Source organism: Dactylosporangium sp. McL0621, from assembly GCF_049995355.1.
GTDB lineage: Bacteria > Actinomycetota > Actinomycetes > Mycobacteriales > Micromonosporaceae > Dactylosporangium.
This window is the reverse complement of sequence record NZ_CP188259.1, coordinates 1,098,600-1,125,566: the sequence shown is the minus strand read 5'-3', so window position 1 is coordinate 1,125,566 and position 26,967 is coordinate 1,098,600. Positions and strand designations below refer to the sequence as shown.

Sequence of the window (26,967 nt, the reverse complement as noted above, 5' to 3'; positions counted from 1 at the left end):
AGCACGTCGATACACGGACGGGGAGGCAAACCGTGGCGGACGGCAAGCGCATCGAGATCGACCCGGAGGGCGTCCGCACCTTCGGCGCCGACCTACAGGCCTACGTGGACAAGGACATCGCCCCGACAACGGCCTTCGTGACGCGGCAACTGCAGTCGTACGGCGCTTTCGGCATACGCAGCGCCAGCCCGGCGGTTCAAGAAGCGGCGCTGCAGTACTGGAACACGATGGACCAGGCCATCACCTTCTTGTCGGCCCTGTCGCACAACACGGGCGCGCTGGCCCGGACGGCGAGGGAACTCGCCACCACGTACCGCGATGCCGACCTCGACTCCGCCCACTTCCTGAAGTCGGTCGAGGGCGGCGCGTCGACGGGCCTGACCGCCTCCGAGCAGGCCGCCCAGGTCCAGAACCGCAACGACCTGCTCCAGGAGCGGCGCAACACGCACGGCGGTGCCGCATGACCAACTACCAGCAGTACACGGTGCGCGAACTCTGGGAGATGGTGGCGCACGAGAACCCGGCGGAACACGCCGAGGCCATGCGCGGCTGGGAGGCGAAGCACTCGATGCTCAGCGCCCAGGTGAACAACCTGCGGCGGCTGCGCGAGGACCTCGCCGAAGCTTGGCGCCCGGAGGGCAGCCCGGCAGCGCAGGCCTTCCTCGAGCAGATCGACCGGACCATCGATTTCATGACCAAAGCGCAGGACGGCGCCGGTCAAGCCAAGGCGGTCTACGGCAAGGTGACCAGCGCCTTGATCGCGGCGCAGCAGCGGATCAAGCCGCTGCACGACTCCTATGACGACCCGAAGCAAGCCTGGCGGGAATACCTCGCGAAGACTCCGGCAGGTCCGATGGTCAGCGCGCTGCCGGACAGCTGGGCGCCGAATGCGAGCATGCCGGAGCTGGCCACCGCTGCGGTCCTCCGCCAGCATCGGGAGGAGCTCGACCGGCGGGCCCGCGTCATCATGGAAGACACTGACGCGAAGGTCGCGGCCGCCACCGCTCAGCCTGTTTACATGCCGCCCATGGAGCGCTTCGACGGGGGAGCGCCACCACCTTCGCCAAAGTCACACGGCGACAACGGCACGTCCGGCGCCGGTCATCACGTGCCCCGGCCCGTATTCGATCCGCCTCCACCCAATCTCGAGTTGATCAACGCCGGCCCGGGACCGGCGGCTCCGCCAGTGACCTTTGATCCGGGCCCGTTTCTGACCGCGACTCCGACACCGGTGCTCCCTCCGGTGCTGATGCCACCTCCGCTGACCGGACCGGCCGTCGGGCCGCCGATCACTCTGCCGCCACCGCTGCCAGCGCCGCCCATGACCGGCTGGGTGCCGGGCCGGTTGATGCCGACCAACGGACTCATCGAGCGTCCACCGGCCCGGCCGGGCGCAGGTCGTGCGGCCGGTGCGCCGCTCAGCGAGCACGGCGTCATCGGCGGTCGGGGCACAGGGCCGGTCCGACAGCCGGGTGTCAGCGGTGGCCGCCCGTCGCGCTCCACCGGGCGCAGCACCGGCCGTCCCGCAGCCGAACCGACCGCAGAGGGCGGCGAACACCTGCCGGGCGGCGGCTGGCGGGATCGCAGTTACGAGGCGTACGCCCAGCGCCGGTCCGGACGCAAGCGGCCAGAGGACGACGTGTGGCAGGTCGAGGAGGGCGTTCCCCCCGTTCTCGAGTCGCCGCCGGCCAAGCCAACCGGCGACGTGCCACCCGGCGTGATCGGCATCGACCGTTGATCGTGCGACGAATCGTGCTGCCGTTGGCGGCGGTGATGCTGGCGGCCGTGGCCGCGCCCACTCCGGCGCTGGCCGACAGCGTTCGCGATCAGCAGTGGCACCTGGATTTCATGCACGTTGTCGAGGCGCAACGACTCAGTCAGGGCGAGGGCGTGCTCGTCGCCGTCGCGGACACCGGCGTGGAAGCGACCGTCCCGGAACTGGCCGGGGCGCTGGTCCCCGGCAAGGACTATGGCGGCAACACCGGCGACGGAACCACCGACCCGCAAGGTCACGGCACCGCCATGGCCACACTCATCGCCGGACGCGGCCGCGGGGCCGGCAAGGGTGCGCTCGGCATCGCCCCGAAGGCGACGATCCTGCCGATCCAACTGTCTCAGGACTTCGACTTCGCTGGGGGCGACGCTCGCGACGTCGCCGCCGCCATCGACTACGCCGTGAGCAAGGGCGCCAAAGTCATCTGCCTATCCATCGGCACGGGCGACACCAAGATCGTGCGCACCGCGATCGCCAACGCCATAGCCGCGGATGTCGTCGTAGTCGCGGCGGCCGGCAACAAGCCCGGTCGCGGCGACGTCGCCTTTCCCGCGCGAGTGCCGGGCGTCGTCGCGGTCGGTGCCGTCGACCGCAAGGGTGAGCGCGCCGCCATCTCAGTCGCCGGACCCGAACTCGCCCTGGTCGCCCCGGGAGTCGACATCACCGCGGTCGACGCCGAGGGAAGGACACGCACCGGCACCGGAACCAGCGACGCCAACGCCCTCGTCGCCGGCGCCGTGGCCCTCATCCGCGCCAGGTACCCGCAGCTCAAAGGCCCCGACGTGGTCCGCCGGCTCACCGTGACCGCGCAGGACAAGGGTGAGCCGGGCAAGGATCCGGTGTACGGCTACGGCGTCATCGACCTGGTCAAGGCCCTCACCGCCGACATCCCCCAAGCCCCACCCAGCGCCTCCCCACCCCCAAGCCCGCCACCGCCCGCCAACCAAAGCGCCGCCGTGATCACAGCCATCGGCGCCGCCGTAGTGGTCATGGTTCTCATAGCGGTACTCCGGAGCAGCCGCCGCCGGCAACATCGGTGAACAGGCCGGAGTAGGTTCGGGAGCATGGCTGACGTACTCGGCAACGACCAGATCTCCGCCGCCCTCGAGAAGCTCGCCGGCTGGGCCGGTGACGCGGACGGCATCGAGCGCTCCGTGACCGCCGCTTCGTTCCTCGACGGTATCCGGCTGGTCGCCGAGGTCGCGCACCTGGCCGAGGCCGCCGATCACCACCCCGACATCGACATCCGCTGGCGGACCGTCACCTTCCGGCTGTCCACTCACTCGGCGGGTGGGGTGACGGAGAAGGACATCGCGCTCGCGCGGCAGATCAACGAGTTGATCGGGTAGCCGGGACATCGACGTAGGGTCGTGTCCGCCCAAAGTGTCGTACCCCCTCGGTAGGGTCCAACCATGACCCACTTCGACGTGGCGACCGCGGCGGTCGAGGCAGCCCTCGCGGCCGGCGCCCGATATGCCGATGCCCGCGTGATGCACCGCCGCTCCGAGTCGATGTCCGCTCGCAACGGTGAGATCGAGGATCTCAGCCAGGACGAGGATGCGGGTGTCGGCGTGCGGGCGCTGGTGGGATCGAGCTGGGGATTTTTCGCGGTGCCCGACCTGGGCTCGGCGGCCGCCAAGCGCGCCGGGGAGCGGGCCACGGCGATCGCCCGGGCCTCGGCCACGGTGCCCGGGCCGGCGGTCGACCTCGTCGACGTCGAGGCGCGGGTGGACTCGTGGGCGAGCGCCTGCGCGGTGGACCCGCTCGGGGTGGCGCTGTCGGTCAAGGGTGACCTGCTGACGAGCGCGACCGCGGAGTCGCACAAGGCGGGCGCGGACATCGCCGAGGGGCTGTATCAGATCTGGGACACGCGCAAGTGGTTCGTCTCCTCGCAGGGGCACCGCATCGACCAGCACATCCGGGAGTCGGGCGCGGGAATCTCGGCCACGGTCATCGGTGACGGCGAGACCCAGCGGCGTTCGTATCCGTCCTACCGCGGGCAGTACGGCACCCGCGGCTGGGAGCTCGTCGACGAGCTGGACCTCGCGGCGCACGCGGCGCGCATCGCCGACGAGGCGCGGGCCCTGCTCTCGGCGCCCCAGTGCCCGGCGGGTGAGACGACGCTCATCATCGGCAGCGAGCAGATGGCGCTGCAGATCCACGAGTCGGTCGGGCACGCCATCGAGCTGGACCGCATCCTGGGGTGGGAGGCGGCGTTCGCGGGCACGTCGTGGCTCGACCTGGCGAAGATCAACCAGCTGCGGTACGGCTCGGAGCTCATGAACATCACGATCGACCCGACGATTCCGGGGGCGCTGGGCTCGTTCGGGTACGACGACGAGGGCACTCCGGCCCGGCAACGCTATGCGGTGCGCGACGGCATCTGGGTCGGCACGCTCGCCGGGCGCGACTCGGCCGCGGTCGCGGGGCTGGACTACGCGGGCAGCGTGCGCGCCGACGGGTGGGCGCGGCTGCCGATGGTGCGCATGACGAACGTCGGGCTGCTGCCGGGGCCGCACACGCTCGACGAGATGATCGCCGCGACCGACGACGGCGTGCTCATGGACCTGAACCGGTCCTGGTCGATCGACGACAAGCGCCTCAACTTCCAGTTCGGCTGCGAGGTCGGCTGGGAGATCAAGAACGGGCGCCGCGGGCGGATGTTGCGCAACCCGACGTATACGGGCATCGGTCCCCGGTTCTGGGGCTCCATGGACATGCTGAGCTCGGAGAGCGTCTCCTGGGGCACCCCGAACTGCGGCAAGGGCCAGCCGGGCCAGATCGGCCACACCGGGCACCCGGCGGCGGCCGCGCGGTTCCAGAACGTCAGGGTGGGGGTGCGCGGATGAGCGGGAACGGCAAGGCGCCGGGCGGAATCGGTACCGTGGGGGTGCGGGGATGAGCGTGACGGCGACGGAGACCGACCTGGCGCAGCGGGTGCTGGAGCTGGTCGGGGCCGGGATCGAGGCCGAGGTGACGGTCGAGCGGCAGGCGCTGGCGCTGACGCGGTTCGCCGGGTCGTACATCCACCAGAACGTGGCCGACGAGGTCACCGCGGTGCGGCTGCGGCTGCACGCCGACGGGCGGACGGCGAGCGCCTCGACCACGGTGGTCGAGGGGCTGGAGGATCTGGTGGGGCGCACGGTCGCGTCGATGCGGCTCGCGCCCGCCGACCCGACGTGGCCCGGGCTCGCGCCGGCGAGCGCACTCGGCCCCGCGGCGGAAGGGAACGTGGACGACGAGACCGCCGCCGCGTCGCCGGACGACCGGGCCGCTCGGGTGCGGGCGTTCGTGCGCGAGGCCGCGGGGCTGGACACCGCCGGGTACTGCCGGACGTCCGCGACGCGCGTGGCGTACGCGAACTCGGCGGGGCAGCACCTGGCCGCGGCGCGGACCAGCGCGGCGATGGACGGCATCGCGCGGACCTCGAGCTCGGACGGGCTCGCTCGGCTCGCGGCGGTGCGGCTCGGGGACATCGACGGCGCGGTACTCGGCGCGCGGGCGGCGGCGAAGGCGCGGGCCGGGGTCGACCCGGTGGAGCTGGCGCCGGGGCGCTACGAGGTGGTGCTCGAGGCGGCCGCGGTCGCGGACGTGCTGATGATGCTGGCGATGTACGGCTTCAACGCCCGGATGGTGCTCGACCGCCAGTCGTTCCTGGAGGTCGGCGCGGCGCAGTTCGACCCGGCCGTGACAATGGTCGAGGACGCCCTGCAGCCGGATGCGACAGCGATCCCGTTCGACGTCGAGGGCACGCCGCGGCGGCGGGTCGTGCTCGTGGACCGGGGCGTGTCGGCCGCGGTGGTGCACGACCGGCGGACGGCGGCGCGGGCCGGCGACGGGACCGAGTCGACCGGGCACGCGATCCCGGGCGGGGCCAGCTTCGGGGCGCTCCCCTCGAGCCTGCGGCTGCTGCCCGCGGACGGGCCGGCGGTGCACGAGGTCGACGGGCCGGCGACGGACTCGACCGTGGCGGCGCTCGTCGCGGGGGTCGAGCGCGGGCTGCTGGTCACGGACAACTACTACACGCGGGTGCTCGACCCGCGCACGCTCGTGGTCACGGGGCTGACCCGCAACGGGGTGTGGCTCATCGAGGACGGGCGGATCACGACCCCGGTGCGGAACTTCCGGTTCACGCAGTCCTACCCGCAGGCGCTCGGGCCCGGAGCGGTGCTCGGGATCGGGTCGCACGCGGTCGAGATGCCGGGGCCGTGGGCCGAGGCCGGGTTCATGGCCCCGGCGCTGCGGCTCGCCTCGTGGAACTACACCGGAGGCGCGTCGGGCTGAGCGCGAATACCCGTGACAGTGAAGTTCTCCACAACCGGGGCCGAGGTTTCCATCAGGCCTTTCGGTAGCGACTCGGCGCGCGTAAGACTCCCAACGCACGTCGCTTCGGGATCGGGCGTAACGTGTGCACCGACCATAGATCGGTACATCAGAGAACTCTTCACCAGCCCGTCCAGGGAGTACTCACCATGACGACCACGCCTACACGGCCACGGTCAGTTGCGGGCGCTGGGCCCCGCGCAGCCATTGGCGCCAAGACATTGCGGACGGACGGGTGGCGGACTTCCCCGCTCTCCATCGCGGCGATTCTGCTGTTCTTCATCGTCTATTCGACGATCCGGATTTTCATGGCGAAGTGGTACTTCGTCCCCGAGCACGGATATCTCACGCCGTTGTACTCGCCGTGTCTGAGCGACTCCTGTCAGGCGGGCGCATCGCACTTCGGCACCCCGTTCGGCGAGTTCCCGCGATGGCTTCCGCTCGGCCTGGCGGCATTCCCGTTCGTCGCCGGCTTCCGGGTGACGTGCTACTACTACCGCAAGAGCGGGTACCGGTCGCTCTGGCTGTCCCCGCAGGCGTGCGCGGTGCAGGAGCCGCACAAGAAGTACAGCGGCGAGACCCGCTTCCCGCTGGTCTTCATGAACTCGCACCGCTACTTCTTCTACGTGGCCTCGCTGATCCTGCTGATCAACGTCTGGGACGCCTTCCACGCCTTCAAGGGCGACGACGGCGGGTTCGGCATCGGGCTCGGCTCGCTGATCATCGTGGTGAACGTGCTCGCGCTGGCGGGGTACACGGCCAGCTGCCACGCCTGCCGGCACGTGATGGGCGGGCGGCTCAAGCACTTCTCGAAGCACCCGGTCCGGTACCGGCTCTGGACGCTGATCTCCAAGCTGAACACCCGGCACGGCACCTTCGCCATGACGTCGCTGTTCACGGTCATCCTGACGGACGCGTACATCATGGCCGTGTCCGCGAACTGGATCACCGACCTTCGAATCTGGAATTAGGACCCCCCGATGACGAACATCGAGCGACACACCTACGACGTCGTGGTGATCGGTGCGGGCGGCGCCGGGCTGCGGGCCGCGATCGAGGCCCGGCTCGCGGGCAAGAAGACCGCCATCATCTCGAAGTCGCTGTTCGGCAAGGCGCACACCGTCATGGCCGAGGGCGGCGCCGCCGCGGCCATGGGCAACGTCAACGCGAAAGACAACTGGCAGGTGCACTTCCGCGACACCATGCGCGGCGGCAAGTTCCTGAACAACTTCAGGATGGCCGAGCTGCACGCGAAGGAGGCCCCGGACCGGATCTGGGAGCTGGAGACGTACGGTGCGCTGTTCGACCGCACGAAGGACGGCAAGATCAGCCAGCGTAACTTCGGCGGCCACGAGTACCCGCGGCTGGCGCACGTCGGCGACCGCACCGGCCTGGAGCTGATCCGCACCCTGCAGCAGAAGATCGTCTCGCTGCAGCAGGAGGACTACGCGGAGCACGGCGACTACGAGGCGCGCATCCGGGTCTTCCAGGAGTGCACGATCACCGAGCTGTTCATCGAGAACGGCGCGGTCGCGGGCGCCTTCGGCTACTACCGCGAGTCCGGCGACTTCGTGGTCTTCGAGACCTCGGCGATCGTGCTGGCCACGGGCGGCGTGGGCAAGTCCTACAAGGTCACGTCGAACTCGTGGGAGTACACCGGCGACGGCCACGCCCTGGCCCTGCGCAGCGGCGCGACGCTGATCAACATGGAGTTCCTGCAGTTCCACCCGACCGGCATGGTCTGGCCGCCCTCGGTCAAGGGCATCCTGGTCACCGAGTCGGTCCGGGGCGACGGCGGCGTGCTGCGCAACACCGACGGCAAGCGGTTCATGTTCAACTACGTCCCCGACGTCTTCCGCAAGCAGTACGCGGAGACCGAGGAGGAGGCCGACCGCTGGTACTCCGACCCGGACAACAACCGCCGCCCGCCCGAGCTGCTCCCCCGCGACGAGGTCGCCCGCGCGATCAACAGCGAGGTCAAGGCCGGGCGCGGCACCCAGGCCGGCGGCGTGCTGCTCGACATCGCCAGCCGCCTGCCGGCCGAGCAGGTGCGCAAGCGGCTGCCGTCGATGTACCACCAGTTCAAGGAGCTGGCCGACGTCGACATCACCAAGCAGCCCATGGAGGTCGGCCCGACCTGCCACTACGTGATGGGCGGCGTGGAGGTCGACGCCGACTCGGGCTCGGCCGCGGTGGCGGGCCTGTTCGCGGCCGGCGAGGTCTCCGGCGGCATGCACGGCTCCAACCGGCTCGGCGGCAACTCGCTGTCGGACCTGCTGGTCTTCGGCAAGCGGGCGGGCGAGCACGCGGCGGTCCACGCGACCGACGCGGGGCGGCGCAAGCCGTCGCCGGCGGCGGTCGAGGCGGCCGTGGAGACGGCGCTGGCCCCGCTGGCCCGGGGTGAGGGCGGCGAGAACCCGTACACCCTGCACCAGGAGCTGCAGGACATCATGGGCACGCTCGTCGGCATCATTCGGCGCGAGGGTGAGCTGCGCGACTCGCTGGTACGGCTGGCCGAGCTCAAGGAGCGCGTGAAGAAGGTCGGCGTAGCCGGCGGGCGAAAGTACAATCCGGGCTGGCATCTGGCGCTCGACCTGCGCAATATGCTGGTGGTCTCCGAGTGCACCGCGAAGGCGGCGCTGGAGCGCACCGAGTCGCGCGGCGGGCACACCCGCGAGGACTTCCCGAAGATGGACCCCGACTGGCGCCGGGTCAACCTGGTCTGCTCGCTCGACGGCGAGGACGTCCGGCTCGAGCGCAAGCCGCTGCCGGTGATGCGGCCGGAGCTGCAGGCCCTGTTCGAGCAGAGCGAGCTGGCCAAGTACATGACCGACGAGGAGCTGTGATGGGTACCAATCGCCACTTCCGCGTCTGGCGCGGCGACGACACGGGCGGCCAGCTGCAGGACTTCCAGGTGGAGGTCAACGAGGGCGAGGTCGTGCTCGACGTCATCCATCGCCTCCAGGCCACCCAGACCCCCGACCTCGCGGTGCGCTGGAACTGCAAGGCCGGCAAGTGCGGCTCCTGCTCGATGGAGATCAACGGCAAGCCGCGCCTGGGCTGCATGACCCGGATGTCGACGTTCGAGGACAACGAGACGGTGACGGTCACCCCGCTGCGCACCTTCCCGGTGGTCCGCGACCTGGTCACGAACGTCAACTTCAACTACCAGAAGGCGCGGGAGATGCCCGCCTTCGCGCCGCCGAAGGGCGTGGAGCCCGGCGAGTACCGCATGCAGCAGATCGATGTGGAGCGCTCGCAGGAGTTCCGTAAGTGCATCGAGTGCTACATGTGCCAGAACGTGTGTCACGTGATCCGCGACCACGAGGAGAACAAGCGGGCCTTCTCCGGACCCCGGTTCTTCATCCGGGCCGCCGAGCTGGACATGCACCCGCTCGACGCGCGGGGCGACCGCAAGGAGATGGCCCAGGCGGAGCAGGGCCTGGGCTACTGCAACATCACCAAGTGCTGCACCGAGGTCTGCCCCGAACACATCAAGATCACTGATAATGCGATCATTCCCATGAAGGAACGCGTTGTCGATCGGAGGTACGACCCCGTGACCTGGCTTGGGCGCAAGATCTTCCGCCGTGACCAGCTGGACGAGCCGGCCCTGGCGCACGCGTCGAGCCCGACGGGCGCGGCGGCGGACACGGGCACGCACTGGAACCAGCAGGGCCCCGTGCCGCAGGAGCCGGCCCTCGGCTCGGACGGCAAGCTGACCGTGGCCGAGCTCTACCTGGACCGTGCCGCGGCGGCCTCGCCGTTCGGCGACGACCAGGAGTTCCCGCTGCCGCCGGAGAAGCTGCGGTACAACCACCCGGACTCGCACTAGACGACCCCGGATGCAGGGCCTCGGCCACCGGTCAGAGGCTCTGCATCGCGGCCGTGTAGCGGTCCGTGACCTTCGCCTGCAGCAGGCGCGCCACCGGCGCGCCCAGCTTCACCCACCACTTGGCCGGGCGGCTGAACGCCCGCACGTCGAACCACACGTGCCCTTCGGCGTCGGTGGAGAGCAGGAACGCCTCCTCGCCGGTCTCCACGTGCCCGGGCAGCGTCCCGAACCCGAACCCGTAGCGGTCGGGCTCGTCGACGATCCACACGATCTTGCACGGCACCCACAGCCGCAGCGGGCCCGCCCCGATGCCGGACGCGAACTCGACCCCGAGCCCGGCCCGCTCCGCGTCCGTGCGCACCCTGAGCCCGGCCCCGTGCTGCGGCCGCCAGCGGGCGAGCGCCTCGGCCGCCGCCGCGAACCCCGCCGTGAGGCGGACCCGCCGGGTCACGTGCAGATAGCCGGCCGGCAGCGGACCCTCGCGCGTCGCGCCGACCTCGGCGTATGTGACATCCACGGGGCCCAAGGTAACAACGGCGCCTACGAGGGCAGCAGGGGCTCCAGCGCGTGCACGATCGGCGCGTCGGCGGGCAGCCACGGCACGCTGTCGAGCTCCCCCGCGCCCAGCCAGCGCAGGTCGCTGTGCTCGAGCGGGAGCGGCTGGCCGCCGTTGATCAGCGTCGCGATGTACACCCGCAGGATCGCGGTCCCGTTCAGCATCGCGATGTCGTCCCCGACCCGCTCGCCCACCGCGACGTCGACCCCGAGCTCTTCCTGGCACTCGCGCACCAGCGCCTGCTCCTCGGTCTCCCCCGGATCGACCTTGCCCCCGGGGAACTCCCACTTTCCGGCCATTTCGGGCGGTTGGGCTCTTTCGCACGCCAAAACGCGCCCGTCGGCGATGATCGCCGCGCCGACGATGATCCGTGGCATCAACCGTTCGGTCTGCACGGGCAACCAGGGTGCCAGATCCACATGAAGTTCCGGTGGCGGGCTATGCCCTGTTGTTCACCAGACGAGGGAAAAGTGGCCGTGGACAGATCCCCCGGTTGCTAGTCAGACTTGCAGACACCGTTGATGACGGGCAGGCTTCGAATCGGCCACAAGCCGGCAACGATGCCGTGGGAGGGTAGGTCGTACATGCGGGCCCGGTGGAGCGACGATCACCGCGACTATCTCAGCGATGCGCTGGCCTTACTACAAGGCTGGACACATGACGGCGGTGAGATCCGCCGGACGCTGCAGCTCGACGAATCCCAGCATGCGGCACTGACCGAGCGAATGAAAGTGGTCGCCGATGCCGTCGGCGTCCGCCCGGACGTCCGCCGCCTGGACGGACGCACCCAGATCCGCTTACGAGTGCCCGGCAGCGACGAGTCGGACCTCTCCCCGGGCGAAGTGACGCTTGCCGCGCGCATCGAGGACCTGTACAAGAACATCATTGCCGGAGCGGCATGAAAAAGATCCTGGCTCGGGCCCGCGTCACCTGCGGACCGTCGCTCCCGCCAGAAATCCCGGCGTCCGTGCGGTCAAGACCGCACCGCACCGATGTGCGGGGCGCTGCGCGCCCGGCAGATCGGAACCGGACTCAGTACTCGCCCTTGATGACGAAGAACGAGCCACGGATGGTGCCGGCGAGCTTCGACCGCTGACGGGCGAACTTGAAGCGGTCCGCGAGCTCCTCCGGGACCTCCATTCCGTCCGAGAGCTTGAAGCCGACGGCGCGCTTCCCGCCGTCCTCGACGGTGTAGAGCACATTGATCGACAGGCCCGACTCGTAGAACACGTAGGTCCATCGCACGCCCTCGACCTCGAAGGACGTCACCTCCAGCGGCCGGGAGCCGATGGCGAGGTCCCGCTCGTCCCGCAGGATGCGGTGCACGTACTCCACCGCATCCGGGGCCGCTGTCGCCGGCTCGACCGTGAAGACGTGGTCGTACTTGTTCCTGAAGTAACGGGCCTCGTTGGCGCGCAGGCCGGCGAGCGCCTCGGCCACCGGTGAGGTCTCCAGGCCGGTGGTGGAGACGGTCTCGAAATCGACCACGTACGACAACCTGTGCCCCTAGACGTTGAAGCGGAACTCGACGACGTCGCCGTCCTGCATGGTGTAGTCCTTGCCCTCGATGCGGACCTTGCCCGCGGCCTTCGCGGCGTTCATCGAGCCCGCCGTCATCAGGTCGTCGAACGAGACCACCTCGGCCTTGATGAAGCCGCGCTGGAAGTCCGAGTGGATCACGCCGGCCGCCTCCGGGGCGGTCGCGCCGGTCGGGATCGTCCAGGCGCGGGCCTCCTTGGGCCCGGCGGTGAGGTACGTCTGCAGGCCCAGGGTGCGGAAGCCCACCCGGATCAGCTGGTGCAGGCCCGGCTCCGGCTGCCCGATCGAGGCCAGCAGCTCCAGGGCCTCCTCCTCGTCGAGGTCGGTGAGCTCCGACTCGATCTTCGCGTCGAGGAAGATGGCCTCCGCCGGGGCGACGATGGCGCGCAGGTCGTCGAGGAAGGACTCGTCGGCCAGGCCGGCCTCGTCGACGTTGAACACGTACAGGAACGGCTTCGCGGTGAGCAGGTGCAGCTCGCCCAGGTCGGAGACGTCGAAGCCGGCCGCGTAGAGGGTGTTGCCCTCGTTGAGCAGCTCGCCGGCGGCCTTCGCGGCGGCCACGACGCCGGCGCGCTCCTTGCGGACCTTCGCCTCCTTCTCCAGCCGCGGCAGCGCCTTCTCGATGGTCTGCAGGTCGGCGAGGATCAGCTCGGTGTTGATCGTCTCGATGTCGTCGCGGGGCGAGACCTTGCCGTCGACGTGCACGACGTTCGGGTCGGAGAACGCCCGCACCACCTGGCAGATCGCCGACGCGTCGCGGATGTTGGCCAGGAAGGCGTTGCCCCGGCCCTGCCCCTTCGAGGCGCCCCGCACCAGCCCGGCGATGTCGACGAACGACACCGGGGCCGGAATGATCTTCTGCGAGTCGTACAGCTCGGCCAGCCGCCCGAGCCGCGTGTCGGGCAGCCCGACGACGCCGACGTTGGGCTCGATGGTCGCGAACGGATAGTTCGCGGCGAGCGCGTCCCCCTTGGTCAGGGCGTTGAACAGGGTGCTCTTGCCCACGTTGGGCAGGCCGACGATGCCGATGCTGAGTGCCACAACACGTAAGCGTACGCAACAGCCGGTTCAGGCCAGCTCGATCCCCAGCCCGTCGGTCAGCCCCCGCAGCGCCCGGGCCGCCTCCCCGAACCGCCGCGGCCCCGACAGCACGTCCGGGAAGGCCGGGTCCGAGAGGTGCGGCTCCAGCGAGGCGAAGCCCTCGAACCCGGAGTCGCGCAGGGCGGTGAGCGTCTCGGGCAGCTCCCCGTCGCCGTACCCGGCCGGCACCTCGATCCCATCGGCCGCGCGGGCGTCCTTCACCTGCAGGTACTCGATGTAGGGCCGCAGCATCGCGAAGCCCTCGGTGAACGGCCGCACGCCCACCTGCACGAAGTTCGCGTTGTCCCACGCCACCCGCAGCGCCGGCGACCCCACGGACTCGATCAGGTCCAGCACGCGCTCGGGCGTGTCGCCGTAGATCGCCTTCTCGTTCTCGTGCACCAGGACGACCGACTCGCGCTCGGCGACGTCCGCGAACGCGCGCATCCGGCGCACCACCGTGTCGCGCACGTCCGCCGCGGCGACCCCGTCGGGCCGGTAGAAGGAGAACAGCCGCACGTACCGCGCCGAAAGCCTCCGGGCCACCCACACCACGCGCTCCAGCCGGGCCTGCTCGGCCGCCGGATCGTCGCCGACCCCGCTCTTGCCGATCGGCGACGCGACCGCCGACACCCCGACGCCGTGCCGCGCCAGCACGTCGGCCAGGCGGGCGACGTCCTCGTCGGCCAGGTCGACGACGTTTGTGCCCCACGCGCTGCGGACCTCGACGTGCCGCGCGCCAAGAGCCAGAAGCACCGGCAGCTGTACCGCCGGATCCGCATCGATCTCATCCCCGAACCCCGACAGCGTCCACCGCACCATGCACGCGATTATGAAGGGATGGAAGCCGATGCCGTCGCGCGGACGTCCCGCCCGGGCACGACCACCGGTCTGGCCGAGCAGCTGCGCGCCCTCGGACTGCCCCCGGGCGCGACCGTCGTCACCCACTCCGCGCTGTCACGCCTGGGCTGGGTGGCCGGCGGCGCGCACACCGTGGTGCTGGCGCTGCTGGAGGCGCTCGGCCCGCAGGGCACGCTGGTGATGCCGACCCACTCGCGGCAGCTGACCGAGCCCGCGGACTGGGGCAACCCGCCGGTCCCGGAGCCGTGGTGGGAGATCATCCGGGCCGAGACGCCCGCGTACGACCCGCGCATCACGCCGACGGGCTACATGGGCGCGGTCGTCGAGTGCTTCCGCTCGTTCCCGGGCGTCGTGCGCAGCGCCCACCCGACGGTCTCGTTCGCCGCGCTCGGCCCGCTCGCGGAGCGGATCACCGGCGGCCACGGGCTGGACGACGGCCTCGGCGAGGGCTCGCCGCTGGCCCGGCTCTACGAGGCGGACGCGTGGGTCCTGCTGCTCGGCGTCGGGCACGACAACAACACGTCGCTGCACCTCGCCGAGTACCGCGCGGACGCCCCGAAGCGGTACCTGCGCCAGGGCTCCCCCGTGCTCGTCGACGGGGAGCGGCGCTGGGTCTCGTACCGCGAGCTGGCCGACGACACCTCGCTCTTCGAGCCGCTCGGCGCCGACTTCGCCGAGATCACGGGCGGCGAGCGGGTGGGCCCGGTCGGGGCCGGCACCGGCCGCCTGATGCGCCAGCGCGAGCTCGTCGACTTCGGCACCCGCTGGCTGTCCCAGCGCGCGGCGAACGTCGAGAACGAGGGAGGGCCGCGCGGCGTCGCTTAGGTGGAGGGCTGAACGACGACACGCGGCCCTTGGCACAGGCGGCACGGACTGTGAGGGGGGATCGTCCGGGCCACCCGACCGAGAAGTCTGATTCCCGAACGATTCTCGCGACATGTCCGGCCTGTGCCGCAATGCGGACATGGCGCAATGTGGACAGGGTCGGCGAGCCGGCTCCAGCGCCTGGCACGGCGGCGGCCTCAGGCGAGCCAGCCCCGGCGCCCCGCCTCGAACGCCAGCCCGGCCCGGGTATCGACCCCCGCCGTGGCCATCACCCGCTCCAGGCGCCGCTGGACGGTACGTTTGCTCACACCCAGCTGCGAGGCGATCGACTTGTCCGGGAACCCGGCCACGAACAGCGACAGCAGCAGCCGCTCGGCCCCGACCGGCCCCGCGTCCGCATCGCCCTCCAGCAGCGGCGCCGCCCGCTCCCAGGTGCCCTCGAACAGCGCCAGCAGCGCGTCCAGCAGCTCACTGCGCCGGATCAGCGCGGCCGTCGGCTCCACCAGGCCGCGGTCGCGGTCGGGCACGAGGGGGCAGATGGCGACGGCGCGGTCGGCGATCGCGAGGCGTACCGGCAGCGCGTCGACGACCCGCGCCCGCTCGCCCCGGCGCACGGAGGCCGCGATGCCGTCGAGCTCCCCGGGCATCTCGATGAGCGCCCGTTCGTAGATCGCGCGGTACCGGACCCCGCGGGCCAGCGCCGAAGACTCCTCGGTGTTCTCGGGCCCGGCCATCGCGATCGGGTTGACGCGGCAGAACCACAGGATCTCGTCCTGCGCCGAGTCCTGCATGTCGCGCAGCCGCTCCCGCATCGCCGAGGCGCCCACCACGATCTCGACGAGATGGTCGGCGATCCGCCGCCGCGACGTCGCCCGGTACTCCTCGGTGAGCCCCGCCACCACCCGCCGCGCCGAGTCGAGGGCCCGCTGCCGGCGCAGGAGGGCGTCGCCGAGCGCGACGTCGGGCGGCAGCGGCTCGAAGATCGGCCCGCCCCGCGCGAGGCCCTTGGCCCGCAGCGACTCCAGCAGGCGGGCGACCTCGGCGGCCGGGATGTCCGCGCGCTCGGCCAGGTCGTCGGCGCCGGCGCCGGCCAGACGCACCAACAGCCGGTACACGCTCTGCTCGGCCGGGTTCAGCAGCTCCATGTCCTCGGACATGATCGTTAGCCTACGAACGGCCGCCGCCCGTGACGAGGGGGCGGCGGCCGGACGCTCAGGCCTGGGCCAGCGGGTCGCTCTTCGGGTCGTCGTAGTGCACGGTGTCGAAGTGCCCGTCGTGGTCACTGTCGGTCACGGTGTAGTCGCGGCGGCCGTCGCCGTCCTCGTCGCGGGCGATGTAGTCGGCCCGGCCGTCGTGGTTCGTGTCGCGGATGTCGGTGTCGATGTGCCCGTCGCCGTCGGAGTCGACGATCACCCGGTCGAACCGGCCGTCGCCGTCGGAGTCGAGCGCCGCGACGTCCTTGTGGCCGTCGCCGTCGGTGTCGACGAAGACGGCGTCGATGCGCCCGTCGCCGTCGAGGTCGCGCAGCTCGGTCTCGAGCGTGCCGTCGCCGTCGGTGTCGATCGCGATCCGGTCGATCACGCCGTCGTTGTCGTCGTCGTACGCGGCCGCGTCGGCCACGTTGTCGCCGTCCCGGTCCAGCGCGTAGATGGTCTCGCCGTGCTCGCCGTGCACCTGCACGATCCGCGGCTCGTTGTCGTCGGCCGCCCCCAGCCCGGCGTGCGCGGAGCCGTGGTCGGCGGCCTCAAGTCCCTCGGTGGCCTCGTGGTCAGTCATAGCGTCCAGACTAGGGCCGGGCGTCGTGCAAGTACGCGTCCGAATCCCGCCAGTCGACGGCCGCCGCGCGGGGCAGGATGGAGTCGTGGAACTCGACTTCGAAACCTGTCGCAAGGCGGCGACCAGCCGTGACTCGCGCTTCGACGGCGTGTTCGTCACCGCGGTCAAGTCGACCAAGATCTATTGCCGCCCGTCCTGCCCGGCGATCGTGCCGAAGCGGGAGAACGTGCGGTTCCTGCCGACGGCCGCGGCCGCGCAGCGCGAGGGCTTCCGCGCGTGCCTGCGCTGCCGGCCCGACGCGGCGCCCGGCTCGCCCGACTGGGACGTGCGGGGCGACGTGGTCGGGCGCGCGATGCGGCTCATCGCCGACGGGGTGGTCGACCGCGACGGGGTGCCGGGGCTCGCGGGCCGGCTCGGGTACACCGAGCGTCACCTGCACCGCATGCTCGCGGCCGAGGTGGGGGCGGGCCCGCTCGCCCTGGCCCGGGCGCAGCGCGCGCAGACCGCGCGGGTGCTCATCGAGACGACCCGGCTCGGGCTGGCCGACATCGCGTTCGCGGCCGGCTTCGGCAGCGTGCGCCAGTTCAACGACACGGTCCGCGAGATCTACGGCCGCACCCCGTCGCAGCTGCGGGAGCGGCGCACCCAGCCCGAGACGGACGAGGGCCTGATCTCGGTACGGCTGCCGTACCGGGCCCCGCTGCACGCCGAGGCGCTGCTGACGTTCCTCGGCGACCGCGCGGTGGCCGGGATCGACGGGCTGGACGCGGAGGGGTACCACCGCAACCTGCGACTGCCCCACGGCATCGGGCGGGCGACCCTGGCCCCGCACCCGGGCCACGTGGCCGCCACGCTGCGCCTGACCGACCTGCGCGACCTGGCCCCGGCGGTGGCGCGCTGCCGGCGGCTGTTCGACCTCGACGCCGACCCGGCCGCCGTCGACGCCGTGCTCGGCGCCGACCCGGCCCTGGCGCCGATGGTGCTCAAGGAGGAGGGCGTGCGGGTACCGCGCGCCACCGACGGCTTCGAGATCGCCGTGCGGGCCGTGGTCGGCCAGCAGATCTCGGTCGCCGCCGCGCGCACCGTGCTGCGCAAGCTGATCAGCGCCGACGCCGGGCTGTTCCCGAGCGCGGAGGAGCTGCTGGCGCTGCCCGACGAGGCGTTCGCGATGCCCGAGTCGCGCCGGCGCACCCTGCGCGGGCTCGCCGCCGCGGTCGTCGACGGGCTGGACCTCGACGGCGGCGGCGACCGCGACGAGACCGTCGAGCGGCTCAAGGCGCTGCCCGGCATCGGGGACTGGACCGCGCAGTACACCGCGATGCGCGCCCTCGGCGACCCCGACGCCTTCCTGCCCACCGATCTCGGGGTGCTGCGCGGCGCGCGGGCCGCCGGGCTCCCCGACAACCCGAAGGCCCTGGCCGCTCACGCCGAGCGCTGGCGGCCCTGGCGGTCCTACGCCGCCATCAGACTCTGGAGGATGCCATGAGCACGTACTGGACCACGACGAACACGCCCGCCGGCCCGTTCACCATGCTCACCGACGCGGACGAGACGGTGCTGGCCAGCGGCTGGACCACCGATGTGCCCGGGCTCATGAAGCTCGCACGGCTCTCGGGCACGCCGGAACAGCGCGTGGATCCGGGGGTACCGCTGAAGGCTCTGCAGTCCTATGTGGACGGCGATCTGGCCGCGATCGACGGCGTCGCGGTGCGCCAGCGGGGCGGGTCGTTCATCGCGCACGCGTGGGACGTGCTGCGGCAGGTGCCCGCGGGCGCGCCGGTGACCTACACCGAGTTCGCCGAGCGGGCCGGGCGCCCGGCCGCGGTCCGCGCGGCCGCGATGGCCTGCGCGACGAACGCCGCGGCCCTGTTCGTGCCCTGCCACCGGGTGCTGCGCCTGGACGGGACGCTGGGCGGGTTCCGCTGGGGCCTGCCGGTCAAGCGCTGGCTGCTGGAACATGAGGCTATCTGAATATCGCTTGGCGCCGATGTAACGGGACACGTACGTTTGAGGCATGTCAGCGACCGCCGCGCCCCCGCAGGCGCGGCGGCCCGGCAAGGCCCACGCGCTGTGGCGCATGCGGGTCTACCTGCAGCCGTACTACCGGCTCACCGCGTGGTCGATGCTGGCCGCGGTGCTGTCCACCGCGGCCAGCCTCGCCATTCCGCTGCTCATCCAGCGCGTCGTCGACGGCCCGGTGCGCCACGGCGACACCCGCGGCCTGTTCCTGCTCGGCGGGCTCGCCGTAGCGCTCGGGGTGTGCGAGAGCGTGCTGAGCTTCATCCGCCGCTGGGCCCAGTCGGCCTCGTCGGTGGGCATGGAGGCGCGGCTGCGCGAGGATCTGTACGCGCACCTGCAGCGCCTGCCCATCGAGTTCCACGACCGCTGGCAGTCCGGGCAGCTGCTCTCGCGGGCCACCGCGGACCTGTCCTCGATCCGGCGGTTCCTGTCCTTCGGGCTCTTCTTCTTCGTGCTCAACCTCGCCACCTACCTGGCCGTGTCGGGCCTGCTGATCCACCTGTACTGGCCGCTGGGCCTGTTCGTGGCACTCAGCGCGATCCCGCTGTTCCTCATCGTGCGGCGCTTCACCGGGCGGTACTTCGCCGCCTCCCGCGAGCTGCAGGACGCGATCGGCGACCTGACCACGCAGGTCGAGGAATCGGCGCAGGGCATCCGCGTGATCCGCGCGTTCGGCCGGCGCGACCACATGAGCGAGCGCTTCACCGGGGGCGCCCGGCACGTGCACGACCTCGGCGTGGGCAAGAGCCGCATGGTCGCGCGCACGCTCTCGCAGTTCGACCTGGTGCCCAACGTGACGCTCGCGGTGGTGCTGGTGGCCGGGGCCGTGCAGGTCTCGCGGGGCCAGCTCACCGTCGGCACGCTCGTCGGGTTCGTGGCGCTGCAGGTGATGCTGGTCTGGCCGATCGACATCCTGGGCTGGATCATCGCCAACGCGCAGGAGGCGATGAGCGCGTCCGCGCGCATCTACGAGGTGCTCGACAGCGCGCCGTCCATCGTGGACCGCCCGGGGGCCGCCACGCTGTCCACCGTGGAGGGCCGGCTGCGCTTCTCCCGCGTCGAGTTCGGCTACGAGCCGGGCCGGCCGGTACTGCGCGGCATCGACCTCGAGGTCGAGCCGGGCGAGACCGTGGCGATCGTCGGGCTCACCGGCAGCGGCAAGACGACGCTGGTCTCGCTCGTCCCGCGGCTGTACGACGTGGACGCCGGGGCGATCACCATCGACGGGCACGACATCCGCGACATCCGCCTCGACTCGCTGCGCCGGATCGTGGGCACCGCGTTCGAGGACCCGACGCTGTTCTCGATGAGCGTGCGGGAGAACCTGACGCTCGGCCGCACCGACGCCACCGATGCCGAGATCGCCGAGGCCATCGACATCGCCCAGGCGGGCTTCGCCTACGAGCTGCCGTGGGGCCTGGACACGCGCATCGGCGAGCAGGGGCTCTCGCTGTCGGGCGGGCAGCGCCAGCGCCTCGCCCTGGCCCGCGCGGTCGTCGGGCGGCCGCGCGTGCTCGTGCTCGACGACCCGCTCTCGGCGCTGGACGTGCACACCGAGGCGCTCGTCGAGGCGGCGCTGTCGACCGTGCTGGCGGGGACGACAGCGCTGCTCGTGGTACACCGGCCGTCGACGATCGCCCTCGCCGACCGCGTGGCGTTCCTCGACGGCGGCCGCCTGGCCGCGATCGGGACCCACTCGCACCTGCTGGCCACGTGCCCCGGCTACCGCGAGGTGCTGCGTGGCGCTTGACGTCCAACGGTGGCGGGGCACCGCGACGGAGGAGCCCGACCCGACCCAGCGCGTCGCCAGCCGGCGGCTGCTGGGCTCGCTGCTGCGCCCGCACCGGGCGGCCATCGCCGCGCTCGTCGCGCTGCTGCTGGCCCAGAACCTGGCCGGGATGGCCGGGCCGCTGCTGGTGAAGCTGGGCATCGACCGCGGCATCGGCCACCCGCCGACGCTGGTGCTCGTGACCGTCCTGTTCGGCCTGGCCACCGCGGCCGAGTTCGGCACCCGGCGCGCGTTCCTGGCGCTGTCGGGCCGCGTCGGCAACGCCGTGCTGCTCGACCTGCGCGGCCGCGTGTACAACCACCTCCAGCGGCTGTCGATCGGCTTCCACGAGCGGTTCACCTCGGGCCGGGTCATCGCGCGGCTCACCAGCGACGTCGACAACATCTCGGAGCTCGTCGACGGCGCGCTGGACGACCTGGTGCTCGCCGCGCTGTCGGTGCTCTCGGTGGCCGGCATCCTGCTGTGGCTCGACCTGCCGCTGGCCCTGGTGACGCTCGCGTCGTTCCCGTTCCTGCTGTGGCTCTCGCGCTGGTTCCAGCGGGCCAGCGCGCGGGCGTACCGCCGGACCCGCGAGACGATCGCGCTGGTCATCATCCACTTCGTCGAGTCGCTGGGCGGCATCCGCGCGGTGCAGGCCTTCCGGCGCGAGCGGCGCAACGACGAGATCTTCGCCGCGGTGAACGACGACTACCGGGACGCGAGCCTGCGCGCGCAACGGCTCGTCGCGACGTACTCCCCCGCCATCAAGATGATCGGCAACGTCTCGGTCGCCGTGGTGCTCACCTACGGCGGCTGGCGGGTGCTGCACGGGCGCACCGAGGTCGGGGTGCTGGCCGCGTTCCTGCTCTACCTGCGCCGGTTCTACGAGCCGATGCAGGAGCTGTCGCAGTTCTACAACACGCTGCAGTCCGCGACGGCCGCCCTGGAGAAGCTGGCGGCGGTACTCGACGAGCCGCCGGCGGTCGCCGAGCCGCGCACGCCCGCACGCCTCGCCGCGGCGCGGGGCGAGCTCGCCTTCGACGCGGTCGAGTTCGCCTACGACGCCGGGCGCCCGGTGCTGCCGCCGCTGGACCTGTTCGTCCCGGCCGGGCAGACGATCGCGCTGGTCGGCGCGACCGGCGCCGGGAAGTCCACCCTGGCCAAGCTCGTCGCCCGCTTCTACGACCCGACGGCCGGCACGGTCGCCCTCGACGGCGTCGACCTGCGCTCGCTGGCCGAGGACGACCTGCGCCGCGCGATCGTGATGGTGACCCAGGAGAACTACCTCTTCTCCGGCACCGTCGCGGACAACATCGCCTTCGGCCGCCCGGGCGCGACGCGGGCCGAGGTGGAGGCGGCCGCGGCGGCGATCGGGGCGGACGCGTTCATCCGCGGGCTGCCGGACGGGTACGACACCGACGTCCGCAAGCGCGGGGGACGCCTTTCGGCCGGACAACGCCAACTCGTGGCGTTCGCGCGCGCCTTTCTGGCCGACCCCGCGGTGCTGATTCTCGACGAGGCGACGTCCTCTCTGGACATCCCGAGCGAGCGGCTGGTCCAGCAGGCGCTGCGCACGATCCTGGCCTCGCGGACCGCGCTGGTCATCGCCCACCGCCTGTCCACAGTGGAGATCGCCGACCGCGTGCTCGTCCTGTCCGGCGGCCGGATCGTCGAGGACGGCCCGCCGGCGTCCCTGATCAGCGGCGGCGGCCACTACGCCGACCTGCACGCCCAGTGGCGCGACTCCCTGCTCTGATTCTGTCGGGAAATTGACAGTTCTACCCGTAGGTCTGCGTGAATGGCGGGGTTCATGCCGTCGATCTACCGTTGATACATCGGTTCGTGGGAGGATTCTCGTCACGCTAAGGATCTCGGCTTGTTGCCCGTAGTGATCTTCGGAGGGTCTCCTCGGTTCGTGGGGCGTTTGTTGCACTCGCTTTGGTACGGCGCGGATGAAGAGGACCGATGACTGGCGGACGCTGGAGTGGCCAGACCCGATTTCTCGTCGTGTTCGTCGGGCTGGCGCTTGTCGCCCTGGGTGTGCTGACGACGGTGCAGTTCCGCAGCACCGCCGGGGCCGCCGCCCTGGTCGGCGCCGGCGTCCTGGTCGGCCTCGCGGGCCTGTCCGGCGGCATCATCAACGTCCGCTCCACCGACCGCGAGGAGCGGCTCGCCTCGGCGGGCCGGGCCCAGCAGGACGGTGACGCCGAGGGCGCCTACGACCGCTTCGTCCAGCTCATCCGCGGCCACGCCCCGCAGGCGATCGCCTACCACGAGGGCGCCAACGCCGCGCTCTACGAGGCCGCCGGGCGCGAGGGACAGAAGCTGCAGCCCGTCTTCGGGTACTTCCTGGGCCCGATCGCCATGTCCGAGGCCCACATCATCGTCGACATCCGGGCCGGCACCGGCTTCTCGATCGCGCGGATGCAGGCGACCCTGCAGGCCCTGCTGGTCGGCCCGACGGCCTCGTTCCAGGCCGCCCTGGTCATCATCAACGCCGCCCCGGACGACTCGCTCCTCGGCTCCGTGCGCCAGCTCAGCACCGCGCTCGACCGCCCGGTCGCGGCCGTCGCCTGGCGCCTCGGCGACCACTCCGACGCCATCTCCGACGCGATCGTCTCCCTGCGCCGAGAGCTGCGCCGCCGCGAGCGCGAGTCCCCGATCGACGTGCCGTCGGAGATCCTCGACGAGTACGAGCCGGCCTACGACCAGCCGGAACCGTTCGAACCCGTACGAATCCCGAGCCGCCCGGTCGTCGCCCCGTCGCCTCCGCCGCCGCCCCCGGCGATCCCGCACCAGCAGCCGCAGCGCATGGACGATGACGACGTGTACCCGCACGTCACGTCCTCGACCGTGTACGGCAGCGCCGCCGAGCACCACGACGACGACCCGGACCCGGTCGAGTGGCCCGCCCCCGAGCCCCGCCGCCGCCCGTCCCCGGCCCCGCGCGTCTACGACGACTCGGCGACCTGGCAGCGCGCGACCGACCTGCACTGGCGGGGCCAGCTGCAGGAGGCCGAGGAGGCGTACCGCGAGATCGTCGACGCCCGCGCCCACGCCCTCGGCTGGGACCACCCGGACACCCTGACCGCGCGCGACCAGCACGCGACGGTCCTGCGCGACCTGGACCGCCTCGCCGAGGCCCTGGTGGAGTGCGACGAGGCCCTGACCGCCCGCGTGCGCATCCTGGGCGAGGACCACCCCGACACGCTGACCAGCCGCAGCCACCTGGCCACGATCTACCACCAGCTCGGCGACCTGACCCGCGCCGAGGGCGAGCACCAGCGGGTGCTGGAGTCCCGCACCCGCGTCCTGGGCGCCAACCACCAGGAGACGCTGATCAGCCGCAGCAACCTCGCCAAGGTCTACCAGGACATGGGCGAGCTCGACCGAGCGATCGACGAGCACGGCACCGTGATGCGCGCCCGGGCGCGCCTGCTCGGCCCGGAGCACCGCGACACCCTCATGAGCCGCAGCCTGCTGGCCTCGGCCCTGCACCACGCGGGCCGCCTGGGCGACGCGGAGTCCGAGCACCGCGCGGTCCTGGGCAGCCGGCTGCGGCTCCTGGGCCCGGTGCACCTGGACACCGCCGTCTCCCGCCACCGCCTCGCGAGCGTGCTCCACGACCTCGGGCGGCTGGACGAGGCCATCACGGAGTACCGCGCGGCCCAGGCCGTCTACGCCGAGCTCCTGGGGGCGTCGAGCCCCTTCGCACGCGCGGCGGCGTCGGACCTGGCCCTGGCCGAGCGAGCCCTGCGGGGCGCGCAGGGCAGCCACCGCTACTGATCCCGTACGGCAGGGCGCCGATCAGTCGGGCACGCCGAAGAGTTGGGCACGCCGATAAGTCGGGCGCTCCGCGCCGCGCAGCGATAAGTCGGGCGCTCCGCGCCGCGAACCGATAAGTCGGGCGCTCCGCGCCGCGAACCGATAAGTCGGGCGCTCCGCGCCGCGAACCGATAAGTCGGGCGCTCCGCGCCGCGAACCGATAAGTCGGGCGCTCCGCGCCGCGAACCGATAAGTCGGGCGCTCCGCGCCGCGACTTATCGGATATTTCGGTTATGCGCGGAACGCGCCCGATGCGGCCGAGGCGGCGCGCGGACCTCAGCGGGCGGTGGCGATGACGCTCACCGGCGGGTCGCCGTGGCGGTACAGGGTGTCGACGACCACCCGCAGGCCCGGGTTCGCCAGCACGCGGTCGTAGCTGCGGTCCTTGATGCGATCGCGGTCGAACTCGATGCGGCCGGCAGCGCCCGGCTCGTACCGCACCCAGGTCTCCTCCCCGATCATGGGCCCGGCCGTCCCGCGGAGCTTGACCTTGATCGCGGCCTCGAACGAGGCGGCGTCGTCGGGGTACACGCGGACGCGCACCGTGTACCGCGCCGACCGGGCATGGCCGTGCCCGTCGACGTTCTGCAGGCCGAGGTCGACGTGCACGATCTCGCCGCGCGCGGTGATCGCCTGGGCGCCGGGCTTCCGGCCGAGTCCGAACATGGGCGCGACGCTAGAACCCCGCGGGCCGCGGCTCGATCATGTCCGCGACAGACGTGAGTCAGACATCTTCCGAGCGGGCGCGGCGGCCCCGGGCGCGAGACCCGGGGCCGCCGGCAAGGTCAGAAGTCGCCGCCGAAGTCGCCGCCGTCGAAGCCGCCGCCGTCGTCCCAGCCGCCGCCGTCGCCGCCGTCCCAGTCGCCGCCGTCGCCGTCACCGCCGCCGTCGTCCATGGCCTGGTCGAATCCCTGGTCGTACCCCTGGTCCACGCCCTGGTCGAAGCCGGCGTTGTACGCCGCGTCGTAGCCGTGGTCGCCGAAGGAGTTGTCGAAGAGGGCGTCGAAGACCAGGACCGAGCCGATGCCCCACGCGCCGGCCACGAGGGCCGTCTTCCACCAGGGCTCGGAGTACCAGCCCGCGGGCACGCCGCGGCCGGCCACGGCGCCGCCGGGGTAGTAGTACGGCGTGCCGTTCGCCGGCTGGGGGCTGGCACGGTACGAGTGGCCCTGGACGTTGACCTCGCGCTCCTTCGTGATCTGACCGGCCCGGGCGCCCGCGAGCGGGGGCAGGTCGGGGCCGGGGTCGAGGCCCATCGCCGTGCGGGCCGCGCGGATGTAGGCCAGGCCCTCGAGCGCGGTCTCGCGCGCGAGGTCGAACTGCTTGAGGCTTGTCGCGCGCTCGAGCTGCCCGCCTGAGGCGTTGTACCGCTCGCTCGCGTCCACCAGCGCCTGCTTGACCGCCGGCTGGTCGCCGGAGAGGTTCATGAGCTGCCCACCGAGCCGCTCGTACCAGCGCAGGGCCTCCTCCCGCGCATCGGCCAGCTGCTGCGCCTCACGCTTCCTGCGCCCGAAGCCGAACACCGTCACCACTCCAACCAGGACGAGTAACCCATGCCTCCGACGGTACCGGTTTCTGTCATACCCCTACGGCATGCTGAATACCGTGGATCTCGTCCTCTTGATCATCGGTCTCCTGCTCGGTGCCGCGCTCGGCTGGTACGTCGCCCGGTCGCGCTCGGCCGTCGACCTGGCCAAGCTCGAGGCGACGCTGCAGGCCACCCGCGACGGGGAGGCGCGGCTGGAGTCCTCGCTGCGCGCGCTGACGCTCGAGGCCCGCGGGCAGACCCAGGACGCCGTGGCCGACGCGGTGGCGCCGCTCAACGAGGCGCTGCTGCGCTACGAGCGCCGGGTGGCGGAGCTGGAGCGCGACCGCGTGGGGGCCTACGAGGCCCTGCGCGAGCAGGTGCGCGCCATGCACGAGGTCTCCGGCGAGCTGCGCACCGAGACGCATCGCCTGGTCTCGGCCCTGCGCGCGCCCACGGTCCGCGGCCGCTGGGGCGAGCAGCAGCTACGGCGGATCGTCGAGGCCGCGGGCATGCTCGAGCACTGCGACTTCGACGAGCAGGTCAGCGCCGCGACCGAGGACGGCGTCGTGCGCCCCGACCTGGTCGTGCGCCTGCACGGCGGGCGCCAGGTGGTCGTGGACGCGAAGGCACCCCTGGAGGCGTACCTGTCGGCGCTGGAGTCCCCCGACGAGCAGAGCCGCACGGCCCGGCTCACCCAGCACGCCAAGCACGTGCGCGCCCACGTCGAGGCCCTCTCGGCCAAGTCCTACTGGACCGCCTTCGAGCCCGCCCCCGAGTTCGTGGTCCTGTTCGTGCCGGCCGACACGTTCCTCGACGCGGCGCTCCAGCACGACCCGGGCCTGCTCGACCACGCCTTCGCGCGGAACGTGATCCTCGCCACCCCGGCCACGCTCGTCGCCCTGCTGCGCACCGTCGCCTACGCGTGGCGCCAGGACTCCCTGACGACCAACGCGCTCGCGGTCCACCAGACGGGCCGCGAGCTGTACGCGCGGCTGAGCACCATGGGCGAGCACCTGGCGAAGGTCGGCACGTCGCTGGCGACGGCCGTGACGTCGTACAACCGGGCGGTCGGCTCCCTGGAGGGCCGCGTCCTGGTCAGCGCGCGCCGGCTCGCCGAGCTGGGCGTGAGCGGCGACGACCTGCCGGCACCGCCCCAGGTCGAGGCCACCCCGCGCCAGCTGCAGGCCCCGGAGCTGGTCGACGACGAGTACGAGGCACTGCTGGCGGCACTGCGAGAGGAGCCGCCGAAGTAAGAAAA

The 26,967-nt window shown here is 71.9% G+C and carries 26 protein-coding genes; 17 read left to right on the top strand and 9 right to left on the bottom strand.

The annotated features are described in order from the left end of the window. The first annotated feature begins 32 nt into the window (after positions 1–32). The 9 genes from ACPPVO_RS05265 (at position 33) to ACPPVO_RS05225 (ending at position 9,932) form a co-directional block, all read left to right on the top strand. Positions 33–464 carry a hypothetical protein gene (locus ACPPVO_RS05265; RefSeq protein WP_426510136.1) on the top strand — a complete coding sequence of 144 codons (432 nt, stop codon included), beginning with the start codon at positions 33–35 and terminating at the stop codon, positions 462–464. Further along, positions 461–1,738, top strand: coding sequence for a hypothetical protein (locus ACPPVO_RS05260; protein ID WP_426510135.1), 1,278 nt, complete (start codon positions 461–463; stop codon positions 1,736–1,738). The genes ACPPVO_RS05265 and ACPPVO_RS05260 overlap by 4 nt, the downstream gene beginning before the upstream one ends. Positions 1,739–1,740: 2 nt before the next feature. Next, positions 1,741–2,814 carry a S8 family serine peptidase gene (locus ACPPVO_RS05255; RefSeq protein WP_426510134.1) on the top strand — a complete coding sequence of 358 codons (1,074 nt, stop codon included), beginning with the start codon at positions 1,741–1,743 and terminating at the stop codon, positions 2,812–2,814. A 24-nt stretch (positions 2,815–2,838) separates the two neighbouring features. Continuing rightward, entirely contained in the window at positions 2,839–3,123 is a 285-nt protein-coding gene (locus ACPPVO_RS05250) for a 4a-hydroxytetrahydrobiopterin dehydratase (protein ID WP_426510133.1), read from the top strand. Between the two features lie 63 nt (positions 3,124–3,186). After that, entirely contained in the window at positions 3,187–4,623 is a 1,437-nt protein-coding gene (locus ACPPVO_RS05245; protein ID WP_426510132.1) for a TldD/PmbA family protein, read from the top strand. Between the two features lie 49 nt (positions 4,624–4,672). Beyond that, a complete protein-coding gene (locus tag ACPPVO_RS05240; RefSeq protein ID WP_426510131.1) occupies positions 4,673–6,058 on the top strand; it encodes a TldD/PmbA family protein in 1,386 nt (461 codons plus the stop codon). 188 nt (positions 6,059–6,246) lie between these two features. Beyond that, positions 6,247–7,068 (top strand): hypothetical protein, encoded by an 822-nt coding sequence (locus tag ACPPVO_RS05235; protein ID WP_426510130.1) that lies wholly within the window; start codon positions 6,247–6,249, stop codon positions 7,066–7,068. Positions 7,069–7,077: 9 nt separating this feature from the next. Then, positions 7,078–8,943, top strand: coding sequence for a fumarate reductase/succinate dehydrogenase flavoprotein subunit (locus tag ACPPVO_RS05230; RefSeq protein WP_426510129.1), 1,866 nt, complete (start codon positions 7,078–7,080; stop codon positions 8,941–8,943). Then, positions 8,943–9,932, top strand: a complete 990-nt coding sequence (locus ACPPVO_RS05225) for a succinate dehydrogenase/fumarate reductase iron-sulfur subunit (RefSeq protein ID WP_426510128.1) — start codon at positions 8,943–8,945, stop codon at positions 9,930–9,932. Before ACPPVO_RS05230 ends, ACPPVO_RS05225 begins: the two co-directional genes overlap by 1 nt. A 31-nt stretch (positions 9,933–9,963) precedes the next feature. Here ACPPVO_RS05225 and ACPPVO_RS05220 read toward each other — a convergent pair whose 3' ends face one another. Both ACPPVO_RS05220 and ACPPVO_RS05215 read right to left on the bottom strand, forming a co-directional pair. Then, on the bottom strand, positions 9,964–10,449 hold the full coding sequence (locus ACPPVO_RS05220) for a DUF1990 family protein (RefSeq protein ID WP_426510127.1): 486 nt from the start codon (positions 10,447–10,449) through the stop codon (positions 9,964–9,966). 23 nt (positions 10,450–10,472) lie between these two features. Beyond that, positions 10,473–10,865, bottom strand: coding sequence for a (deoxy)nucleoside triphosphate pyrophosphohydrolase (locus tag ACPPVO_RS05215; protein WP_426514541.1), 393 nt, complete (start codon positions 10,863–10,865; stop codon positions 10,473–10,475). Positions 10,866–11,072: 207 nt separating this feature from the next. Here ACPPVO_RS05215 and ACPPVO_RS05210 point away from each other — a divergent pair, with 207 nt between their 5' ends. Beyond that, the gene (locus ACPPVO_RS05210) at positions 11,073–11,390 is read left to right on the top strand and encodes a 4a-hydroxytetrahydrobiopterin dehydratase (RefSeq protein WP_426510126.1); all 318 of its coding nucleotides are present in this window, start codon (positions 11,073–11,075) and stop codon (positions 11,388–11,390) included. A 130-nt stretch (positions 11,391–11,520) separates the two neighbouring features. On the opposite strand, the gene ACPPVO_RS05205 is transcribed toward ACPPVO_RS05210, so the two are convergent. From ACPPVO_RS05205 to ACPPVO_RS05195, 3 genes are read right to left on the bottom strand one after another with little or no spacing between them, the layout of a single operon-like run. Next, positions 11,521–11,976, bottom strand: a complete 456-nt coding sequence (locus tag ACPPVO_RS05205) for a phage tail protein (RefSeq protein ID WP_426510125.1) — start codon at positions 11,974–11,976, stop codon at positions 11,521–11,523. 18 nt (positions 11,977–11,994) lie between these two features. After that, on the bottom strand, positions 11,995–13,068 hold the full coding sequence (ychF, locus tag ACPPVO_RS05200) for a redox-regulated ATPase YchF (protein WP_426510124.1): 1,074 nt from the start codon (positions 13,066–13,068) through the stop codon (positions 11,995–11,997). Positions 13,069–13,095: 27 nt separating this feature from the next. Next, entirely contained in the window at positions 13,096–13,929 is an 834-nt protein-coding gene (locus tag ACPPVO_RS05195; RefSeq protein ID WP_426510123.1) for a sugar phosphate isomerase/epimerase family protein, read from the bottom strand. Positions 13,930–13,947: 18 nt separating this feature from the next. On the opposite strand from ACPPVO_RS05195, the gene ACPPVO_RS05190 reads away from it, so the two are divergent. Continuing rightward, the gene (locus tag ACPPVO_RS05190) at positions 13,948–14,793 is read left to right on the top strand and encodes an aminoglycoside N(3)-acetyltransferase (RefSeq protein ID WP_426510122.1); all 846 of its coding nucleotides are present in this window, start codon (positions 13,948–13,950) and stop codon (positions 14,791–14,793) included. 197 nt (positions 14,794–14,990) lie between these two features. Here the strand turns inward: ACPPVO_RS05190 and ACPPVO_RS05185 are convergent, their stop codons facing one another. Together ACPPVO_RS05185 and ACPPVO_RS05180 are read right to left on the bottom strand one after the other, a co-directional pair. After that, the gene (locus tag ACPPVO_RS05185) at positions 14,991–15,950 is read right to left on the bottom strand and encodes a helix-turn-helix domain-containing protein (RefSeq protein WP_426510121.1); all 960 of its coding nucleotides are present in this window, start codon (positions 15,948–15,950) and stop codon (positions 14,991–14,993) included. A 55-nt stretch (positions 15,951–16,005) separates the two neighbouring features. Further along, positions 16,006–16,569: a hypothetical protein gene (locus ACPPVO_RS05180; RefSeq protein WP_426510120.1), complete on the bottom strand. Its 564-nt coding sequence runs from the start codon at positions 16,567–16,569 to the stop codon at positions 16,006–16,008. An 85-nt stretch (positions 16,570–16,654) separates the two neighbouring features. Between ACPPVO_RS05180 and ACPPVO_RS05175 the strand changes: the two genes are divergently transcribed. From ACPPVO_RS05175 to ACPPVO_RS05155, 5 genes are all read left to right on the top strand, one after another. Beyond that, positions 16,655–18,055: an AlkA N-terminal domain-containing protein gene (locus ACPPVO_RS05175; protein ID WP_426510119.1), complete on the top strand. Its 1,401-nt coding sequence runs from the start codon at positions 16,655–16,657 to the stop codon at positions 18,053–18,055. Continuing rightward, entirely contained in the window at positions 18,052–18,540 is a 489-nt protein-coding gene (locus tag ACPPVO_RS05170; RefSeq protein WP_426510118.1) for a methylated-DNA--[protein]-cysteine S-methyltransferase, read from the top strand. Before ACPPVO_RS05175 ends, ACPPVO_RS05170 begins: the two co-directional genes overlap by 4 nt. A 43-nt stretch (positions 18,541–18,583) precedes the next feature. After that, entirely contained in the window at positions 18,584–20,338 is a 1,755-nt protein-coding gene (locus ACPPVO_RS05165; RefSeq protein WP_426510117.1) for an ABC transporter ATP-binding protein, read from the top strand. After that, positions 20,328–22,112 carry an ABC transporter ATP-binding protein gene (locus ACPPVO_RS05160; protein WP_426510116.1) on the top strand — a complete coding sequence of 595 codons (1,785 nt, stop codon included), beginning with the start codon at positions 20,328–20,330 and terminating at the stop codon, positions 22,110–22,112. Before ACPPVO_RS05165 ends, ACPPVO_RS05160 begins: the two co-directional genes overlap by 11 nt. Before the next feature lie 209 nt (positions 22,113–22,321). Next, positions 22,322–24,142 (top strand): tetratricopeptide repeat protein, encoded by a 1,821-nt coding sequence (locus tag ACPPVO_RS05155; RefSeq protein ID WP_426510115.1) that lies wholly within the window; start codon positions 22,322–22,324, stop codon positions 24,140–24,142. Positions 24,143–24,457: 315 nt separating this feature from the next. Here ACPPVO_RS05155 and ACPPVO_RS05150 read toward each other — a convergent pair whose 3' ends face one another. Together ACPPVO_RS05150 and ACPPVO_RS05145 are read right to left on the bottom strand one after the other, a co-directional pair. Next, positions 24,458–24,847 (bottom strand): hypothetical protein, encoded by a 390-nt coding sequence (locus tag ACPPVO_RS05150; protein ID WP_426510114.1) that lies wholly within the window; start codon positions 24,845–24,847, stop codon positions 24,458–24,460. A 119-nt stretch (positions 24,848–24,966) separates the two neighbouring features. After that, positions 24,967–25,710, bottom strand: coding sequence for a hypothetical protein (locus ACPPVO_RS05145; protein WP_426510113.1), 744 nt, complete (start codon positions 25,708–25,710; stop codon positions 24,967–24,969). A gap of 76 nt (positions 25,711–25,786) precedes the next feature. On the opposite strand from ACPPVO_RS05145, the gene ACPPVO_RS05140 reads away from it, so the two are divergent. Continuing rightward, positions 25,787–26,962, top strand: coding sequence for a DNA recombination protein RmuC (locus ACPPVO_RS05140; RefSeq protein WP_426510112.1), 1,176 nt, complete (start codon positions 25,787–25,789; stop codon positions 26,960–26,962). Positions 26,963–26,967: the final 5 nt, after the last annotated feature.

What these genes read in the sequence shown, in the direction of transcription:
- ACPPVO_RS05245 (WP_426510132.1), top strand. Translation starts at nt 3,187, where the DNA reads ATGACCCACTTCGACGTGGCGACCGCGGCGGTCGAGGCAGCCCTCGCG.
- ACPPVO_RS05190 (WP_426510122.1), top strand. Translation starts at nt 13,948, where the DNA reads ATGGAAGCCGATGCCGTCGCGCGGACGTCCCGCCCGGGCACGACCACC.
- ACPPVO_RS05210 (WP_426510126.1), top strand. Translation starts at nt 11,073, where the DNA reads ATGCGGGCCCGGTGGAGCGACGATCACCGCGACTATCTCAGCGATGCG.
- ACPPVO_RS05155 (WP_426510115.1), top strand. Translation starts at nt 22,322, where the DNA reads ATGACTGGCGGACGCTGGAGTGGCCAGACCCGATTTCTCGTCGTGTTC.
- ACPPVO_RS05180 (WP_426510120.1), bottom strand. Translation starts at nt 16,569, where the DNA reads ATGACTGACCACGAGGCCACCGAGGGACTTGAGGCCGCCGACCACGGC.
- ACPPVO_RS05195 (WP_426510123.1), bottom strand. Translation starts at nt 13,929, where the DNA reads ATGGTGCGGTGGACGCTGTCGGGGTTCGGGGATGAGATCGATGCGGAT.
- ACPPVO_RS05215 (WP_426514541.1), bottom strand. Translation starts at nt 10,865, where the DNA reads ATGCCACGGATCATCGTCGGCGCGGCGATCATCGCCGACGGGCGCGTT.
- ACPPVO_RS05240 (WP_426510131.1), top strand. Translation starts at nt 4,673, where the DNA reads ATGAGCGTGACGGCGACGGAGACCGACCTGGCGCAGCGGGTGCTGGAG.
- ACPPVO_RS05185 (WP_426510121.1), bottom strand. Translation starts at nt 15,950, where the DNA reads ATGTCCGAGGACATGGAGCTGCTGAACCCGGCCGAGCAGAGCGTGTAC.
- ACPPVO_RS05150 (WP_426510114.1), bottom strand. Translation starts at nt 24,847, where the DNA reads ATGTTCGGACTCGGCCGGAAGCCCGGCGCCCAGGCGATCACCGCGCGC.
- ACPPVO_RS05225 (WP_426510128.1), top strand. Translation starts at nt 8,943, where the DNA reads ATGGGTACCAATCGCCACTTCCGCGTCTGGCGCGGCGACGACACGGGC.
- ACPPVO_RS05165 (WP_426510117.1), top strand. Translation starts at nt 18,584, where the DNA reads ATGTCAGCGACCGCCGCGCCCCCGCAGGCGCGGCGGCCCGGCAAGGCC.
- ACPPVO_RS05170 (WP_426510118.1), top strand. Translation starts at nt 18,052, where the DNA reads ATGAGCACGTACTGGACCACGACGAACACGCCCGCCGGCCCGTTCACC.
- ACPPVO_RS05230 (WP_426510129.1), top strand. Translation starts at nt 7,078, where the DNA reads ATGACGAACATCGAGCGACACACCTACGACGTCGTGGTGATCGGTGCG.
- ACPPVO_RS05250 (WP_426510133.1), top strand. Translation starts at nt 2,839, where the DNA reads ATGGCTGACGTACTCGGCAACGACCAGATCTCCGCCGCCCTCGAGAAG.
- ACPPVO_RS05235 (WP_426510130.1), top strand. Translation starts at nt 6,247, where the DNA reads ATGACGACCACGCCTACACGGCCACGGTCAGTTGCGGGCGCTGGGCCC.
- ACPPVO_RS05260 (WP_426510135.1), top strand. Translation starts at nt 461, where the DNA reads ATGACCAACTACCAGCAGTACACGGTGCGCGAACTCTGGGAGATGGTG.